The sequence below is a fragment of the Pseudomonas sp. PDM16 genome (assembly GCF_014851865.1).
Classification (GTDB): Bacteria; Pseudomonadota; Gammaproteobacteria; order Pseudomonadales; family Pseudomonadaceae; genus Aquipseudomonas.
The window spans coordinates 71,794-86,890 of record NZ_JACVAM010000007.1 but is presented as its reverse complement, the minus strand read 5'-3'; the positions used below and the strand labels follow the sequence as shown (position 1 = coordinate 86,890).

The window sequence follows — 15,097 nt, the reverse complement described above, 5'->3', positions numbered from 1 at the left end:
GGTTCCGCACGGGCGAACACTGCGCCCGTGCGGAACACATCCGAACAAGCGTTTCGTGGACATTTCATGAGCACACCCCTCGATACCCTCTGGTACACCCATAGTCCGGTACCCACAGGGCTCGGCATCGCCGTTGAATCCGGTCGTCTGGCCCAGGCCTTCCGACCGCTGGGAACCCGCATTCAGGCACTGCGCGAGTCCTCGGACCGTGAAGTGCGCGAGGCACACTTCGACCAGCATCTGCACAACTCGGTCCGCCATGGCGGCAACATTCCGGCCATCTGGGCCCGCGCCCGTGGTAGCGAGACCCGGGTGATCGGCCTGTCCTGGGCCGACGAGGTGCAGCTGATCGTCACCACCCACGACAGCCAGATCCGCGATATCCGCGACCTGCGTAACCGCCGCTTCGGCGTGCCCAAGTGGGCCAACGTGCAGATCGACTTCACCCGCGCCCAGGCCATTCGCGGTCTGGAAAACGCCCTCAAACTGGAGGGCCTGCGGGTCGCCGACGTGGAACTGGTCGACTACCCCTACGGCGGCACCTACAGCGATGAGCCGGTGCACCATGTACATGGCGCCCAGGTCACCCTCGGCGGCAACCGTCCGCAGCGCAACAACGAGCTGATCGGCCTGCTACGCGGCGACATCGATGCGATCTTCGTCAAGGGCGCCCATGGCCTGCAGCTGGCCAACGAATTCGGTTTGCGCGTGGTGGTGGATGTTGGCTCGCACCCGGACCCACTGATCCGCGCCAACATCGGCACGCCACGCACCCTGACCGTCGACCAGCACCTGCTCGATGAACACTTCGAGGCGGCCGTGCTGATCCTCGATACCGTGCTGCGCGCCGAGCAGTGGGCCTGGGCACATCCCGAGGAGACTCGGCGCTTCCTCGCTCGCGAGCTCAACACCAGCGAGTACTGGGTGGCCCGCGCCTATGGCGAGGACGCCCATCTGCGTCTGCAGACCAACCTGGCCGAGCGCTCCATCGGCGCGCTGCAGGACCTCACCGATTTCCTGCAGCGCTGGGACTTCATCCCGCACGGTTTCGACGTGCGCCAATGGATAGCCGCAGAACCACTGGAACAACTGCTGGAGAAGGTCAATGTCGCGATCTGAAACCAGCGGGCGCCCCGGCGCCTTCCTGGCCAACTTCATGCTGCTGGCCGCCTTCAGTGGCGCCACCATCGGCATGGCCAAGATCATCACCACCCTGTACGCCATCGAGATAGGCGCCAATTCCCTGCAACTCGGCATCATCTCGGCCATGGAATCGCTGGGCATGGTGCTGCTGACCCTGCCGGCCGGCTTCGTCATCGCCCGCTTCGGCGCGCGCCGGGTGTACTTCCTCGCCAGCCTGGGGCCCATGCTGCTGAACCTGGCCATCCCGCTATTCGGCGGCTGGATCTGGCTGGCCGCGGCACGCCTGCTGATCGGCCTGTGCATCCCCTTCCGCATCGTTGCCATGAACAGCGCATTTCTGCGCCAGCTCAAGCGCATCGGCAACGACAAGGCCGGCTGGTACCGCGGCTCGCTGACCCTGGGCATGGGCCTGCTCGGCCCCCTGCTAGGCAACTGGCTCAGCGGCAGCACCGGCTTCACCCTCGGCTTCGTGGTGATCGGCCTGTGCTTCGGCCTGATGGCGGTATACAGCCTGGGCTTCTGGGAGGCCGAACAGGTGGAGCCGAGTAGCCTTGAGGTTGGTGCCGAAAGCGGCAGCATGTTCAGCCAGGTACTGGCCATGCTGCAGAACCTGGAAATCGCCGAGAGCTGCCTGATCGAAATGCTCTCCGGCGCCACCGGCGCGCTGTTCGGCACCTTCATCATTCTGCTGGCCATGGACGTTGCCGGGCTCTCGCAGAGCCAGGCAGTCAGTCTGGTGATGGTGCAAGGCCTGGCCGCCGTGCTTGGCCTATTCGGCCTCGGCTATCTGGTAGAGCGTATCGGCCGCCGCTTCGCCTATGTCGCCGGGCTGAGCGCCGCGGTGCTCGGCCTGCTGCTGCTCGGCCGCGCACATGGCTATGCGTTGCTGGCCATCGGCGGCGTGCTGTTGAGCACGGCAGCCTCGCTGGTGCACCTGGTCAACATGGCCCAGCTCGGCGAACACGCCGCCGACAAGAGCAAGATCTCCGGTCTGTTCAATCTGGCCGGCATGCTCGGCAGCTTTTCCGGCGCGCTGCTCGGCGGTGTGATCAGCCAGCTGGTCGGGCTGAGCAACCTGTTCCTCGCCTGGATTCCACTGCTGTTGTTGGTGGCCGGCTTCTGCTGGCTGCGCAAGCTACGCCGCGCCCCTGCGGCTGCCGTATTGGAGGGATGACATGCTGACCGCCTCACTCAACCGCCTGAGCTGGTTCGCTTCACCACTGGCACTGCTCGTCGTCTGGGCCCTGGTGGCTCAAGCCGGCTGGTATCCAACCCAGTTGCTGGTACCGCCGCTGCATGTTTACGAAGCCTTCGTCGAGCTGCTGGGCAGCGGCGAGCTGCGCGAACACTTGCAGAACAGCCTGTCACGCCTGGCCATAGGCTTTTCTCTCGGCGCGCTCGGCGGCCTGCTGTTCGGCACCGCCATGGCCCTGTCGAAGCGGGTGGAGGCCTACTGCGCCCCGCTGTTCCATACCCTGCGGCAGATTCCCTCCATCGCCCTGATCCCGATGTTCATCCTGTTCTTCGGCGTCGAAGAGACCTTCAAGATCCTGATCGTGGTCAAGGCGGCGTTCTTCCCGGTAGCCCTGGCTACCAGCGAGGGCGTGAAGGGCATTCCGCGCAGCTATTTCGATGTGGCCGCGGTGTATCGCCTGCCGCTGTGGAGCCTGCTCAAGGACGTGGCCTTCCCCGCCGCGGCACCACCCATAGTCACCGGCCTGCGCATCAGTCTCAGCCGCTCCTGGATGGTCCTGGTCGCTGCCGAGTTGCTGGCCGCCGACAGCGGTCTCGGCCAGTTGATCGAGCTGAGCCGGCAGATGATGCGTATCGACATCGTGATGGTCGGCGTGGTGGTGACCGGTCTGGTCGGCTTCACCCTCGACTACGGCTTCCGCCTCCTGGAAAAACACCTGTTCCGCTGGAAACCACGCGCATGAAGATTCTGCTCCGCTTTCTCGCGTCATTGCGCGGCCTGCTCCTGCCACTGCTGCTGATCGCCGCCTGGGAATACATGTCGCGTCAGGGCGCCAGCCAGGCGTACGCCTTCGTGCCACTGAGCAAGATCGGCGCAGGCCTCGACGAGCTGCTGGCCAGTGGCGAGCTGTGGCTGAGCGTGGCGGCCAGCCTCGAACGCACCTGCCTCGGCCTGCTCTATGGCGTACTCGCCGGCTTCGCCGTAGGCGCGCTGATGGCCCACTCGCGTATCGCCGAGCGTCTGCTCGCGCCGCTCTATCACACGCTGCGCCAGGTGCCGATTCTCGGACTGATCCCGCTACTGGCCCTGTGGTTCGGTAGCGGCGAGTTCTCCAAGGTACTGATCGTTTCCCTGGCCGCCTTCTACCCCATGGTGCTGAACAGCTTCGAGGGCTTCAGCCACGTCGAGAAGAGCTATCAGGAGGTCGGCCGCATCTACACCCTGACGCCGCTGCAGCAGTTCACCCAGGTACAACTGCCAAGCGCCCTGCCCAGCCTGTCCAACGGCGTGCTGCATGCGCTGGCCTTCGCCTGGGTCAGCTCGGTGGGCTGCGAGCTCTTCCTCTCCACCGGCATGGGCCTCGGCAACCTGATGATGAACGCCGAGACCGGATCACGCATGGAGGTCGTGGTGATCGGCGTGCTGTGCATCGGCCTGCTCGGCTACACCATGAACCAACTGTTTACACGCCTCAGCCGCCACCTGCTGCGCTGGCGCAACCTTCGCGATAGGTAACCTCATGACCGCCATTCTCGATCCACAACTGCTCGGTAACGACCTGCGCCAGCCCGGCGCGCTGGAGATCCGCGGCCTGAACAAGGCCTACCAGATCGACGGCAAGGTCCTGCCAGTGCTGCACAACATTGACCTGCAGGTACTGCCTGGAGAGTTCGTCAGCATCGTCGGGGCCAGCGGTTGCGGTAAGTCATCGTTGCTGCGGCTGATCGTTGGCCTGGAGAACGACTACCAGGGCCAGATCCAGCTGGACGGCGAGTCCGTGTCGGGCACCAGCCTCGACCGCGGCATCGTGTTCCAGGACCACCGCCTGTTCCCCTGGAAGAGCGTCGAACAGAACATCGCCCTGGCCCTCAGGAACCAGCGCCTGAGCAAGAAGGAAAAGGCCGATCTGGTAGCCGAGCATGTGGCCCTCGTTGGCCTGAGCGGCTTCGAACAGGCCTACCCGCACCAGCTCTCCGGCGGCATGGCTCAGCGCGCCGCCATCGCCCGCGCGCTGATCACCCGCCCCAAGGTGCTGCTGCTCGACGAACCCTTCGGTGCCCTCGACGCCCTCACTCGCGTGCACCTGCAACACGAACTGCAACGTATCTGGGTGCAGCAGCGCAGCACCATGATCATGGTCACTCACGATGTGGAGGAGGCGCTCTATCTCGGGGATCGCGTCATCGTCATGGACGCCCGCCCAGGCCGTATCCGCCATGAGGTAAAGGTCGACCTGCCACACCCGCGCGAGCGCAATTCGCAAGAGCTGCAGACACTACGGGAAGAGCTGCTTACAGAGCTGACGGAGAGCCATTAGAAACTTCAGATAACAGGCAAGTCTTGGCCGATCTATAACGGCGCAGCGTTTTTGCATACAGCCCACATCAGGTACGGAAAGCGAGGCTCCGCACTTTGGAAGATACTCGCGCCTGATGGGCGGTCACTGAACTAAAAGCGCAATCATAGGTGGAAATGGCCCGCAGCCTCCGGCTGGTAAAGCACTTTCCTGATCGCAATCCGGCAGGTCCGGTCAGAAATACGCCACTCGATAGCGTCCCCCTCCTGATAGCCCAGGATGGCAGCGCCGATGTCGGAACACACAGAATGCTTCCCGGCGCTGGTGTCCGCGTCCTCCGGGTAAACCAAGGCCACTTCGATCTCTTCCTCGTCCAACTGCAGCAAGGCCCTAGAGTTCATCGTGACAACATTGCACGCCACTTGCTGCGGCCTGACGACAATGGCTCGTTCAAGCTCATGCTCGAGCTCAACAACGGCCTGGCCCTGCTCGAGTGCGATCAGACTCTCGAGCCTGGCTTTGTCGATTTCAGTGATGTAGATCCTGCTGGAGTCGCCAACGGTACCCTCGCGCAAGAGCTGGAGATAGCGCCCCACTGTCATGGAAAATGATTTCAATGCAGGCGATTCGCTCTCAAGCAGAAAGCCGCTGCGCAGAAAGGCTTTTAGTGAGCGCACGTTATCCGGGTGGATTTTGGCGATGAGCTTTTCGGCCCGCATGTCGAGGAACGCCAGTTTCATACCTTCGCGGATGGTGCTGGCGCCAAGGTTGTGGCCCCATTTATCGCTGTCTCCGATGACCAGGACTATTTCGCAATTTGCGCCGGTCTTGATGAGACGGACAAAGCCCACCGGAGCGTCGTGCCGGTCATAGGCCATGAAGAATCGGCCGCCCCGGTTGAATAGATGGGTCAGGATCGGTAACTGAGTACGATCGATGGCTTGCTCGATGAAGCGGGAGGTATGACGCGAATCGCTCAGGTAGCAGGTGACGCGCTCATCATCCAACCAGTCCATCAGCGTCAGCGCGTGTGCCCTGGTAATTTCAGGGCACAGCGAAATGAAAGGCTTGTTCATCTTCACCACACTTGTCTGTAAAGAATGAAAGCCCTTCATGGCTATAGCCATGACGGTTCTTTCGGCAGCCGGTTATCTTAAGACATAACGCAGGCAATGCCGAACAGCCTGGCAAGTTCGAGTAGGCCACCGTTCGAAATCGCAACCAGTCAGGCGCTCAAGCATCCCGTACGCGTCGGTAGCCTCTTCAGATCTGCAGCGAGTGTACTTGTGGCTGAAAGCGCCTCGTATCCCTCTCGCGATACCAACCGCGCCCTAAGAGCGATGTCCAAGAACGCTCAGCAAGCACTCTTGAACACTGACGACTCCATGCCCAACGCAGCAAAGCCAAGCCGCACCTGCCGCGCAGAACCTGAGCCGTTATTTTGTTGATCGGGGTCATTAGAACGATGAAGAACAGCCCTGCACACTGACCAGCAGCGTTCTGCACCAGATACCAGCAAAGCGGAAACACCTCGACTATCAATACGCACCATGCGTGCTGTCGAGGTCGATGCCTTACTTGAACAAGGATCGACAAGGGCAACTATGACAACACCGAACTTATTCATACTTGGCGCAGGGAAATGCGGCACCACCTCGCTGTACCATCTGCTCGAACGCCACCACGACATCAAAGTCAGCGAGATCAAAGAGCCAAGCTTTTTCTGCAGCTATTTCCAGGCAGTTAAAAACCCTGTCACTTACTTCGAGCTGTTCAATTCAACCAAAAAGTATCGCGTCGATGCCTCTCACGTTTATTTTTCAAACCATGAGACGGCACCCATTCTTTCCAGCCTTTTCCCGGACGCAAAATTCCTAGTAGTTTTGCGCAACCCCAAAGCCCGCGCGCTTTCACTGTTTCAACACATGCGCCGTGCATTGCACGCCGACGGTCACCCGCTGGAATTGGCAGAGAGTTTTCACGCGGCATTAGAGCTTGAGGCTGAGCGTTTTATCTCACCCGCCTTCCAAACCGCATGCCGGCACTACTTCTGGAACTTCATGTATATGCGCTCTTCCCTCTACGATGGGCAGCTAGCGCGTTACTTCAATCTTTATCCACGCGAGCGCTTTCTTGTGATGAGCCTTGCCGAACTACAATCACAACCCATTCGCACCATACGGTCCATCAGCGAATTTCTTGATCTGGACATTGCTGGATTCGGCAGCGACATGCCCTGCGCCAACGTTGCCCCGCCCTACAAAAGCCTCATCACACCGGAAAGCCACTTACTCATGGATGAGCAGTTCGAGAAACTGACGGAGCGAGTTGATCAGCTTATTGGCCGCCCCCTTGATTGGTCCATTTAACCATCAGGGGCTGCTCCAAGGACTCCAGCGATATACCCGCACCACGAACTGAACTGCGGCTGCACGCCGTGCGCAACAGGGTGGATCGCGTCTAACGAGATGCCCACGCCTCTCTCAACGCAGCTTTTCCATCATCTGGTAGTACCACATGCCGGCGGCCAGCATCGGGTTGCCGAACACATCGCCCATCGGCACCTTGATGTGTTTGCAGGCGGCGAAGGTATCGTAGTGGCCGAGGGTGCCGGTCAGGGCGTTGGCCATGATCTCGCCCATGATGTGGGTGGTGGCGATGCCGTGGCCGGAGTAGCCCTGGCAGTACCAGACGTTCTGCGACAGCTTGCCCAGCTGCGGGATGCGGTTCATCACGATGCCCATGGCGCAGCTCCACTGGAACTCGATCTCCACGCCCTTGAGCTGCGGGAAGGTGCGCTCAATGCACGGACGCAGCTCGGCGGCGATATCGCGCGAGTCACGGCCCGAGTAGTTGGCGCCGCCGCCGAACAGCAGGCGGCCGTCGTTGGTCATGCGGTAGTAGTCGAGCACGAAGCGGCAGTCGTACACGGCCAGGGTCTGCGGGTTGAGCTCCTTGGCCAGGTCGCCCAGCGGCGCAGTGGTGACGATGCCGCCCATGGCCGGGAAGATCATGCCCTTGAGCTGCTGGCGCGCCAGCTTGTGGTAGACGTCGCCGGCCAGCAGCACCTGCTTGGCGTCGATGCGGCCCTGGGCGGTGATCACCGCCGCGTTGGCGCCCTGGACGATGTCCAGCACCTCGGAATGCTCGAAGATCAGAGCGCCCAGGCTCTCGGCGGCCTTGGCCTCGCCGATGCACAGGTTGAGCGGGTGCAGGTGCATGTTGCGGGTGTTCTTGATCGCGCCCATGTAGATATCGGTTGCCAGGTGCTCGCGCACGCCGGCGGCGTCGAGCAGACTGACGTCGTCGCCCATGCCGCGTTCGATGGCCTCAGCGTAGGAGCTGCGCAGCTCGTCCATGTGCGAGGGCTTCATCGCCGCGTGCAGGTGACCGTGGCGCAGGTCGCACTGGATGCCGTACTTGGCCACGCGGTTCTTGATGATCTCGTGGCCGCGCCAGCGCAGGTGCCAGATGAAGTCGTCGACTTCCTCGCCCAGGGTGTTGCGCATCTGTTTGCGCATGGCCGCATCGCCCGACAGGCTGCCGGTGACCTGGCCGCCGTTGCGCCCGGTGGCGCCCCAGCCGATCTTGTTAGTCTCGACGATGGCTACCTTGAGTCCGCGCTCGGCCAGCTCCACCGCGGTGGCGACGCCGGTGAAGCCGCCACCAATGATGGCGACATCGACGCTGACCTGGCCCTGCAGGGTCGGGTAGTTGGTTTCCTCGTTCAGCGTGGCGCTGTAGTAGGACTTGGCCCGCTCGGCGGCGGCGATCACGGGTTGAGTGGCGGCGTTCATTGGATTTTCCTTATCGACGTAAGGTGGAGCACGACCAAGTCTTCTCCACCGTAAATGGCGCCGGATACCGGCAAGATTGGTCGTGCCACAAGACAGGGGATGGCCAGGCAAAGCTGAAATGCGAGCCGCAAACATGACGCGGCTGCGTTATTCAGGTAGCGAGAACGGCATCCGGGGGGCGCGCATGGCGGCAGTGCCAGAGCGCCCAGAAGGCGAGGATTTCGGGGAGCAGCGTGTCGGCGCCGCCGAGCCTGGACAGGCACGGACCGGAGAGGCGGCTGGAACGACGGCTGGGCAAACTCATGCCATGAGACTCGCACGCCAGCTAGCCGGGGTTAAATCGGATTCTTTACACACTCAGTTCATCGTTTACTAAACAATCCTGAACTCAACCTGCAGAAACGACAACCGCCCTTGTCGGGCGGTTGGGTTGGATCAGGGAGAGCGGTATCAGCCGCGTTCGAGTTCGTCCTGCTTCTCCAGGAACTCCTCTTCCAGCAGGGCATCGGTGAGCTGTACGTCACCCGCATCGGCCAGACGGCCGGTGGAAATGCTCTTGGCCTCCAAACGGCCTGTCAGGTGTTCCAGCGCGTGACGCATTTTCTCGGCGGCGCCGTCGATGGCCGAGCCCATGGCATCTGCCTTGTGCGTCACGGAGATGGGTTGATGGCCTTTGAGCCGGGCCTCGATTTGGCAACGCTTGTCGTCGCTGCCGGACTTGTGCGCGTTCTCGTCGCTGATGTGCACGACCACCCGGGTCAGCAGCTCGTCGAAATGGTCGAGTCGGTCTGTCAGCTCTGCGCTGACCCACTCTTGAAGCCGAGCACCACCTTCGATCTGGTTCGTGTGAACTTGAACTTGCATAGGGCTTCCTCGTTTTCCTGGGGTGTTCCGAGGTGTCGAGGCCGCAGGGTCAGGCGGTTAAAGCATCTCCTCTGGTGTTGCCTGCTAAGCGCAATACGTCGCCATCGACGTACCACTCCCCTTGCCGGGCCACACAACTCGATTGGACAGCGACGGCGTCGCGGTCCGAAGAATCTCTGACTCCAGTCTTACTACAGCCGACCCGGTCAGGCAAATCCAAGATGTCGCACCCTGCCGTGCGAATGTTTCGTCAGATTGCGTGGATCACTCGTCCTGCTGCCGAGCCCGCAGGCTGGCCATCATCCGTTCGGCATTCTCGTTGCACTGCATGCCCTCGGGTTTGTTCTCGATATCGGCGATGGTCGCCAGCAACTGCGCCTTGTTCTGCGCCAGCCGCTCCTGCATGGCCTCAATCTCCTCGACCTTGCGCTTGAGTGCGACGAGCAGTTCGTCGTGCGGCCAGCTCTGCGCCACCGGGTCGGGCAGCAGCCGGCGAATCTCCTCCAGGCTGAAACCGGACTGCTGGGCACGGGTGATCACCGCCAGCGTCTGCTCGGTCTGCGCGGGATATTCGCGGTAGCCGTTGGCCTGGCGCTGCGCGGCGATCAGACCGCTGGCCTCATAGAAACGTATGCGCGAGGCCGCCAGGCCGGTGCGTTTGGCCAGCTCACCGATCTTCATAGGAATGTCTCCGCAGGGTATTGACCTTGAAGTTAACTTTAATCTTAGGCTTCCCCCATCGTCCACCGGGAGACCCTCCATGTCCGCCTTCCAGCCTCTGCAACTGTCCAACGGCACCCAGATTCCCAACCGCATCGCCAAGGCCGCGATGGAAGAGAACATGGCCGATGCCGATCAGGCACCATCGACCGAACTGATGCGTCTTTACCAGGCCTGGGCCGAAGGCGGTGCAGGCCTGCTGCTGACTGGCAATGTGATGATCGACCGCCGAGCGATGACCGGCCCTGGCGGCGTGGTGCTGGAGGACGACCGGCAACTGGCCAAGTTCAGCGAGTGGGCCAAAGTCGGCCGTGCCCGTGGGGCGCAGATGTGGATGCAGCTCAACCATCCCGGCCGGCAGATGCAGGCCAATCTCGGCCAGCCGACCGTGGCCCCCTCCGCCGTCGCGCTGGAGCTGGGTGGGTTGTCGAAGATGTTCCCGCTACCCAAGGCGCTGGACGACACGGAAATCGGCGCACTGATCCAGCGCTTCGCGCGCAGCGCCGAGCTGGCCGAACGCGCCGGCTTTACCGGGGTGCAGATCCACGCCGCCCACGGCTACCTGCTCAGCCAGTTCCTCTCGCCGCTGTCCAACCAGCGCACGGACAGCTGGGGCGGCTCGCTAGAGAACCGCGCCCGTCTGTTGCTGGAGGTGGTCAAGGCCGTGCGCGCACGCGTCTCGCCAGGCTTCTGCGTGGCGGTCAAGCTGAACTCGGCGGACTTCCAGCGCGGCGGGTTCGACGCTGCCGACGCCAAGCGTGTGGTGGAAATGCTCAATGAACTGGATGTCGACCTGGTCGAGCTGTCCGGTGGCAGCTACGAGGCGCCAGCCATGCAGGGCGACGCCCGCGACGGCCGCACCCTGGCGCGCGAGGCCTACTTCCTTGAATTCGCCCGTGAGATCGCTGCCGTGGCGCGTATGCCGGTGATGGTCACTGGCGGCATTCGCCGTCTACCGGTCGTCGAGCAGGTAGTCGACAGTGGCGTCAGCATGGTCGGCATCGCTACCGCCCTGGCCATCGACCCGACATTGCCGGAGCAGTGGCGCCAGGGCCGAGAACACAGCGCCGAGCTGCCGCCGATCCGCTGGAAGCGCAAGGCCCTGGCCTCGCTGGCCTACATGGCACTGGTGAAATTCCAGCTACGCCGCCTCAGCCTGGGCCGCCAGCCCGATCCTGAGGTTTCGCCGCTGCGCGCCCTGATCGGCGAGCAGTTGCGCAGCGCCCGACGCACCCGCCAGTACAAGCGCTGGATCGCAGCGCAAAACGCCTAGCGCAGCCCATCCAGCGCCTGGCGGCTGCGCTCGAACCACACCAGTAGGTAATCCGCCAGGGCCTGGGTACGGCGCGGCAGGCTGCCCTGCCAGGGGTGCACAAGAAACACCGGAGTGCTGCGCGTCTGGTAATCGCGCAGCAGCCAGACCAGGCGACCGTCGGCCAACTCCTCCTGCACCATGTAGGACGGCAGGCGCGCCACGCCCGCACCATTCAGTGCCGCCTTCTTCAACAGGCTGTAGTGATTACTGGCCAACTGGCCGGATACCCGCACCCGCTCCAACTGGTGCTGGCGGTGGTACAGCCACTCCTCGAAACCGCTGTAGTGGGTGTTGAGCAGGCAGCTATGCGCACTCAATTCGGCCGGCACCTGCGGTGCGGGATGCCGTTCGAGATAGGCTGGCGCGGCGCAGGTGATTTCCTGCAGGGCGAACAGCGGCCGCGCCACCAGGCGCTCGTCCGGGCTCACGCCGGAGCGTATGGCAAGGTCGAAACCTTCCGCCGTCAAATCGCGATAGACGTTGGCCAGGTCCAGTTCGACCCTCACCTGCGGGTAGCGGCTGGCGAAATCCAGCAGCAGCGCATCGAAGAAGGTCTCGCCCAGCGATACCGGCACGGTCAGCCTCACCGTACCGCTGACCTCCTCCTGCAGCCCTCGCACCACCTGACGTGCGCGCTGGGCCTGAGCCTGCAACGCCTGTGCCTCGGGCAATAGCGCCGCACCGGCTGCAGTCAGGTGCAGACGCCTGGTGGTGCGGTGCAACAACTGGCTGCCGAGGCTGCGCTCCAGGCCGCTGATGCGCTTGGACAGCTGGCCCTTGCTGCAACCCAGGCGCTCGGCCGCAGCGGTAAAGCTGCCGACCTCAATCAGCAGGGCGAAGGCAGACAGGTCCTCCAGTTCGCTCATGACGTGGCGCTCATTGTTTCCTATTGAGAACCAAATGTTTCACATTGGCCGGATTATTAGCAACAGAGCAGCGCCTAAGCTGACCCCGTCAATCACCCATGGGAGTACAGCTAATGAAGATCATCCTTATCGGCGCCAGCGGAACCATCGGCAAGGCCATCGACCACGAGCTCGGCGACCGCCACCAGATCATCCGTGTCGGCCGCACCAGCGGAGAGCTGCAAGTAGATATCACCGACCCGACCTCTATCCGCCGCCTGTTCGAGCAGACCGGCAATTTCGACGCGCTGATCAGCGCCGCCGGCAACGGCCACTTCGGACCGCTGGAAGAGCTGACCGCCAAGGAGTTCGCCGTCGGCCTGGAGGACAAGCTGATGGGCCAGGTCAACCTGGTATTGCTCGGCCGCGAGTTCGCCAACGACGGAGCGTCCTTCACGCTCACCTCCGGCGTGCTCAGCGAGGACCCGATCCGATTCGGCAGCGCCCTGAGCATGGTCAACGCGGCGGTCGACGGCTTCGTTCGTGGCGCCGCCGTCGAGTTGCCACGCGGCCTGCGCATCAACAGCGTGAGCCCGACCATCCTCGAAGAGTCTCTGCCTGGCTACGGCCCTTATTTCCGTGGTTTCAAGTCGGTTCCGGCAGCCACCGTGGCGCTGGCCTATGCCAAGAGCGCGGAGGGCCACCAGACGGGCCAGGTCTATCGCGTACTGTGACCGGGGCGGTTGCCTGAGCGGGCCGACGATGGCACGGTGGGGGCGTGATTCAGACAAGGACGCAAACCATGACTCGAACCCTGCCACTCTCCGCCCTGCTCGCCGCCGCCCTGCTCGCCGGTTGCGCCTCCAGCCCGGACAAGGGAGAACCAGCTGCCGCCAAGGGCGATGGCCGCTGCAATGCCGAACCGGTTCAGCATCTGGTGGACAAGCGCATCACGACCGAGATGGCCGAAGAAGCTCGCGCCGAAGCCGGCGCCGAACTCCTGCGCGTGACCCAGCCCAACCAGCCGGTAACCATGGACTACAACCCAAGGCGCCTGAACATCGATATCGATGAAGACGACACCATCATTCGCCTGAGCTGCGGCTGATGCGCGCCCTGATGTGCGGACTGCTCGTCACTTGCCTGGCCGACCAGGCCGTGGCGCTCGGCCGGGAAGTTGGCTATGAGGAGGCCCGTGAACGCTTCGCCAACCTGCGCCAGGTGGTCGAGTGCGGCACCCGACAGTTTGGAGAGCGAATCGCCGAGCTGCGCCTGTTGCGCTTCACCATGTATGCCCAGGACCTGATCTTCGTCGACAGCGTTTTACCGGACGATGCCGGAGAAAACTGGCAAGTGGAGCGTGGCTACGGCTTCGTCGAGATAAACAACGACCACGCCGAAATGGGCTTCTCCCGGCTCAGTTGCAGCAGCGATGACCATTCGCGGGTCACAGTGGAGGGTCTGGCCGAGAACGGCCACGATCAGAGCAGCTGGAAGGTCCGCATCGATCTTGATCTCGACAGCGGCACCTACCGCTACGAGGCACAGCCCGCCGAGTAGACGTCCACACGCATCTCCATCCGGCGGATCAAGCCGTTTTCCACCCATTGCCCTAGCACCTGCATGTGCGGCAGCTGCAGGTGAGCGTCCAGCGCGGACTCGGAACCCCATCGTCCCTGCAGTTGCCAGCCGTCAGCACTGCGGTGATCACGCCGCAGTTCGCAGCTCAGACACCCCTCATCGCGACGGGCCTGAAGCAGCAGTTCGCGCAAGCACAGCCCCAACTCCTCACCGGCACCCTCGCGAGCCTGGAAGCAGGCCAGGCTGGTTATCGCTTGATTCATGTCCTGTCTCCTGCAAGGTCCTTGCGGAACGGAATGACGGAACGGCACTCCCCTCACCATCGCGAGAGGCTGGCGTTCTATGTGGCGATAGTCGGCAAGTGGCCACATGGCATGATCCTCGGCTGTTGGTGTGCAGATGGCGGCGGGGCGAGGTGGAGCATGCGCCGGCAGATAGCAGCGGCGTTAGCCGGAAACTGCCGGCTGCTTGCACGATCCTGCCACCCTCCGTTTAAAACCAATGGGGAGTTGCGCACACGGCTCGGACATTGCACTCTCCACGCCCCCCTGCCCGCCGAGATCGGTTTTGAGAAGTCTGCTGCTCACCCTGCTGATGCTTGCCACGCTCCCGGCATCCGGCGTGCAGTGGCAGGTCTATACCCATAGCCTGGGCAACCAGGCCGGCATGGTCGACGGTACGCTGCGGGGACTTCCGCACGGCGGCAAAAGGGCCTTCTACGTCGAACTGGTCCGCGCCCTGCTGAAGGATCTGGAGCAATCGGAGCAGATCGTCGAAGTGCCATTGGCTCGCGGTCTCAAGCTGGTTCAGTCACGCCCCCATGTCGTGCTGTTCAATCTCAGCCGGACTCCCGATCGCGAGCACCTGGTGCATTGGGTCGGTCCCACACTGGAAGAAACCGACTACCTGTATGAGATGAAGGAGCGTCCAACCGGCATCCGCAGCCTGGCAGATGCCATTCCCCTACCTGTCTGCGTACTCAATGGCAGCTCTCACGACAGCCTGCTCACCGAGCACGGGTTCACCGACCTGCAACGCGCCAACTCCTACGCGGGCTGCTTCCGCATGCTCGATGCCGGACGCGTATGGCTGGTGGCTTCAGCCGACACAGACCTCGACCGCAAGCTGGAAGAGGCGCAGATAGGCACAACCGAAGTGGTATCCAGTGCCGTCTCGCTGGGTGAGGACCGCGGCTATATCGCCCTGTCTAAGGAAACGCCTCTGGCTGAAGTCCGGCGCTGGCAGGCCGCACTGGAGCAAATGATCAGGGATGGTCGCTACAAGCAGCTCTATGCGGAGTTCGCCCGCTGATGCGCCGGTCTGCACAAAGCTGCTAGCGAC

General features: G+C 62.8%; 18 protein-coding genes. 11 read left to right on the top strand and 7 right to left on the bottom strand.

What is annotated here, in order from left to right; genetic code table 11:
- Positions 1 to 66: 66 nt before the first annotated feature.
- From IB234_RS21095 to IB234_RS21075, 5 genes are read left to right on the top strand one after another with little or no spacing between them, the layout of a single operon-like run.
- A complete protein-coding gene (locus tag IB234_RS21095) occupies positions 67 to 1,119 on the top strand; it encodes an ABC transporter substrate-binding protein (RefSeq protein WP_192321695.1) in 1,053 nt (350 codons plus the stop codon).
- Positions 1,106 to 2,317 carry an MFS transporter gene (locus IB234_RS21090; protein ID WP_192321693.1) on the top strand — a complete coding sequence of 404 codons (1,212 nt, stop codon included), beginning with the start codon at positions 1,106 to 1,108 and terminating at the stop codon, positions 2,315 to 2,317. The genes IB234_RS21095 and IB234_RS21090 overlap by 14 nt, the downstream gene beginning before the upstream one ends.
- A 1-nt stretch (position 2,318) precedes the next feature.
- Positions 2,319 to 3,080, top strand: a complete 762-nt coding sequence (locus IB234_RS21085) for an ABC transporter permease (RefSeq protein WP_192321691.1) — start codon at positions 2,319 to 2,321, stop codon at positions 3,078 to 3,080.
- On the top strand, positions 3,077 to 3,853 hold the full coding sequence (locus IB234_RS21080; protein ID WP_412547941.1) for an ABC transporter permease: 777 nt from the start codon (positions 3,077 to 3,079) through the stop codon (positions 3,851 to 3,853). The genes IB234_RS21085 and IB234_RS21080 overlap by 4 nt, the downstream gene beginning before the upstream one ends.
- Before the next feature lie 4 nt (positions 3,854 to 3,857).
- Positions 3,858 to 4,655, top strand: a complete 798-nt coding sequence (locus tag IB234_RS21075) for an ABC transporter ATP-binding protein (RefSeq protein WP_192321689.1) — start codon at positions 3,858 to 3,860, stop codon at positions 4,653 to 4,655.
- Between the two features lie 143 nt (positions 4,656 to 4,798).
- Here the strand turns inward: IB234_RS21075 and IB234_RS21070 are convergent, their stop codons facing one another.
- Positions 4,799 to 5,761 carry a bifunctional GNAT family N-acetyltransferase/nucleoside diphosphate kinase regulator gene (locus tag IB234_RS21070; protein WP_192321687.1) on the bottom strand — a complete coding sequence of 321 codons (963 nt, stop codon included), beginning with the start codon at positions 5,759 to 5,761 and terminating at the stop codon, positions 4,799 to 4,801.
- Positions 5,762 to 6,184: 423 nt separating this feature from the next.
- On the opposite strand from IB234_RS21070, the gene IB234_RS21065 reads away from it, so the two are divergent.
- A complete protein-coding gene (locus IB234_RS21065) occupies positions 6,185 to 7,003 on the top strand; it encodes a sulfotransferase domain-containing protein (RefSeq protein ID WP_225580736.1) in 819 nt (272 codons plus the stop codon).
- A 114-nt stretch (positions 7,004 to 7,117) separates the two neighbouring features.
- On the opposite strand, the gene IB234_RS21060 is transcribed toward IB234_RS21065, so the two are convergent.
- The 4 genes from IB234_RS21060 to IB234_RS21045 all read right to left on the bottom strand — a co-directional run bounded on the left by IB234_RS21060 (position 7,118) and on the right by IB234_RS21045 (position 9,976).
- Positions 7,118 to 8,431, bottom strand: a complete 1,314-nt coding sequence (locus tag IB234_RS21060) for an NAD(P)/FAD-dependent oxidoreductase (protein ID WP_192321685.1) — start codon at positions 8,429 to 8,431, stop codon at positions 7,118 to 7,120.
- Between the two features lie 151 nt (positions 8,432 to 8,582).
- Positions 8,583 to 8,735 (bottom strand): hypothetical protein, encoded by a 153-nt coding sequence (locus tag IB234_RS21055; RefSeq protein WP_192321947.1) that lies wholly within the window; start codon positions 8,733 to 8,735, stop codon positions 8,583 to 8,585.
- 146 nt (positions 8,736 to 8,881) lie between these two features.
- Entirely contained in the window at positions 8,882 to 9,295 is a 414-nt protein-coding gene (locus tag IB234_RS21050; protein ID WP_192321683.1) for an HPF/RaiA family ribosome-associated protein, read from the bottom strand.
- Positions 9,296 to 9,559: 264 nt separating this feature from the next.
- Positions 9,560 to 9,976: a MerR family transcriptional regulator gene (locus IB234_RS21045; protein WP_192321680.1), complete on the bottom strand. Its 417-nt coding sequence runs from the start codon at positions 9,974 to 9,976 to the stop codon at positions 9,560 to 9,562.
- A 79-nt stretch (positions 9,977 to 10,055) separates the two neighbouring features.
- Here IB234_RS21045 and IB234_RS21040 point away from each other — a divergent pair, with 79 nt between their 5' ends.
- Positions 10,056 to 11,288, top strand: coding sequence for an NADH:flavin oxidoreductase/NADH oxidase family protein (locus IB234_RS21040; RefSeq protein WP_192321678.1), 1,233 nt, complete (start codon positions 10,056 to 10,058; stop codon positions 11,286 to 11,288).
- Here IB234_RS21040 and IB234_RS21035 read toward each other — a convergent pair.
- Positions 11,285 to 12,196, bottom strand: coding sequence for a LysR family transcriptional regulator (locus tag IB234_RS21035; protein ID WP_192321675.1), 912 nt, complete (start codon positions 12,194 to 12,196; stop codon positions 11,285 to 11,287). The genes IB234_RS21040 and IB234_RS21035 overlap by 4 nt on opposite strands.
- Before the next feature lie 113 nt (positions 12,197 to 12,309).
- On the opposite strand from IB234_RS21035, the gene IB234_RS21030 reads away from it, so the two are divergent.
- The 3 genes from IB234_RS21030 (at position 12,310) to IB234_RS21020 (ending at position 13,735) form a co-directional block, all read left to right on the top strand.
- Complete coding sequence (locus tag IB234_RS21030) at positions 12,310 to 12,909, top strand: short chain dehydrogenase (protein WP_192321673.1); 600 nt, start codon at positions 12,310 to 12,312, stop codon at positions 12,907 to 12,909.
- Between the two features lie 68 nt (positions 12,910 to 12,977).
- Positions 12,978 to 13,283 (top strand): I78 family peptidase inhibitor, encoded by a 306-nt coding sequence (locus tag IB234_RS21025; RefSeq protein WP_192321671.1) that lies wholly within the window; start codon positions 12,978 to 12,980, stop codon positions 13,281 to 13,283.
- Entirely contained in the window at positions 13,283 to 13,735 is a 453-nt protein-coding gene (locus IB234_RS21020; RefSeq protein ID WP_192321669.1) for a hypothetical protein, read from the top strand. The genes IB234_RS21025 and IB234_RS21020 overlap by 1 nt, the downstream gene beginning before the upstream one ends.
- Here IB234_RS21020 and IB234_RS21015 read toward each other — a convergent pair.
- On the bottom strand, positions 13,711 to 14,019 hold the full coding sequence (locus IB234_RS21015; protein WP_192321667.1) for a putative quinol monooxygenase: 309 nt from the start codon (positions 14,017 to 14,019) through the stop codon (positions 13,711 to 13,713). The two genes, IB234_RS21020 and IB234_RS21015, sit on opposite strands and share 25 nt — an antisense overlap.
- A 304-nt stretch (positions 14,020 to 14,323) precedes the next feature.
- Between IB234_RS21015 and IB234_RS21010 the strand changes: the two genes are divergently transcribed.
- On the top strand, positions 14,324 to 15,067 hold the full coding sequence (locus IB234_RS21010; RefSeq protein WP_192321665.1) for a substrate-binding periplasmic protein: 744 nt from the start codon (positions 14,324 to 14,326) through the stop codon (positions 15,065 to 15,067).
- Positions 15,068 to 15,097 lie beyond the last annotated feature (30 nt).

Bases quoted from the DNA above. Each gene is read 5' to 3' on its own strand.
- IB234_RS21075 (WP_192321689.1), top strand. From the start codon at position 3,858: ATGACCGCCATTCTCGATCCACAACTGCTCGGTAACGACCTGCGCCAG.
- IB234_RS21090 (WP_192321693.1), top strand. From the start codon at position 1,106: ATGTCGCGATCTGAAACCAGCGGGCGCCCCGGCGCCTTCCTGGCCAAC.
- IB234_RS21050 (WP_192321683.1), bottom strand. From the start codon at position 9,295: ATGCAAGTTCAAGTTCACACGAACCAGATCGAAGGTGGTGCTCGGCTT.
- IB234_RS21065 (WP_225580736.1), top strand. From the start codon at position 6,185: ATGCGTGCTGTCGAGGTCGATGCCTTACTTGAACAAGGATCGACAAGG.
- IB234_RS21080 (WP_412547941.1), top strand. From the start codon at position 3,077: ATGAAGATTCTGCTCCGCTTTCTCGCGTCATTGCGCGGCCTGCTCCTG.
- IB234_RS21025 (WP_192321671.1), top strand. From the start codon at position 12,978: ATGACTCGAACCCTGCCACTCTCCGCCCTGCTCGCCGCCGCCCTGCTC.
- IB234_RS21045 (WP_192321680.1), bottom strand. From the start codon at position 9,976: ATGAAGATCGGTGAGCTGGCCAAACGCACCGGCCTGGCGGCCTCGCGC.
- IB234_RS21085 (WP_192321691.1), top strand. From the start codon at position 2,319: ATGCTGACCGCCTCACTCAACCGCCTGAGCTGGTTCGCTTCACCACTG.
- IB234_RS21020 (WP_192321669.1), top strand. From the start codon at position 13,283: ATGCGCGCCCTGATGTGCGGACTGCTCGTCACTTGCCTGGCCGACCAG.
- IB234_RS21030 (WP_192321673.1), top strand. From the start codon at position 12,310: ATGAAGATCATCCTTATCGGCGCCAGCGGAACCATCGGCAAGGCCATC.
- IB234_RS21055 (WP_192321947.1), bottom strand. From the start codon at position 8,735: ATGAGTTTGCCCAGCCGTCGTTCCAGCCGCCTCTCCGGTCCGTGCCTG.
- IB234_RS21060 (WP_192321685.1), bottom strand. From the start codon at position 8,431: ATGAACGCCGCCACTCAACCCGTGATCGCCGCCGCCGAGCGGGCCAAG.
- IB234_RS21040 (WP_192321678.1), top strand. From the start codon at position 10,056: ATGTCCGCCTTCCAGCCTCTGCAACTGTCCAACGGCACCCAGATTCCC.
- IB234_RS21095 (WP_192321695.1), top strand. From the start codon at position 67: ATGAGCACACCCCTCGATACCCTCTGGTACACCCATAGTCCGGTACCC.
- IB234_RS21070 (WP_192321687.1), bottom strand. From the start codon at position 5,761: ATGGCTATAGCCATGAAGGGCTTTCATTCTTTACAGACAAGTGTGGTG.
- IB234_RS21035 (WP_192321675.1), bottom strand. From the start codon at position 12,196: ATGAGCGAACTGGAGGACCTGTCTGCCTTCGCCCTGCTGATTGAGGTC.
- IB234_RS21015 (WP_192321667.1), bottom strand. From the start codon at position 14,019: ATGAATCAAGCGATAACCAGCCTGGCCTGCTTCCAGGCTCGCGAGGGT.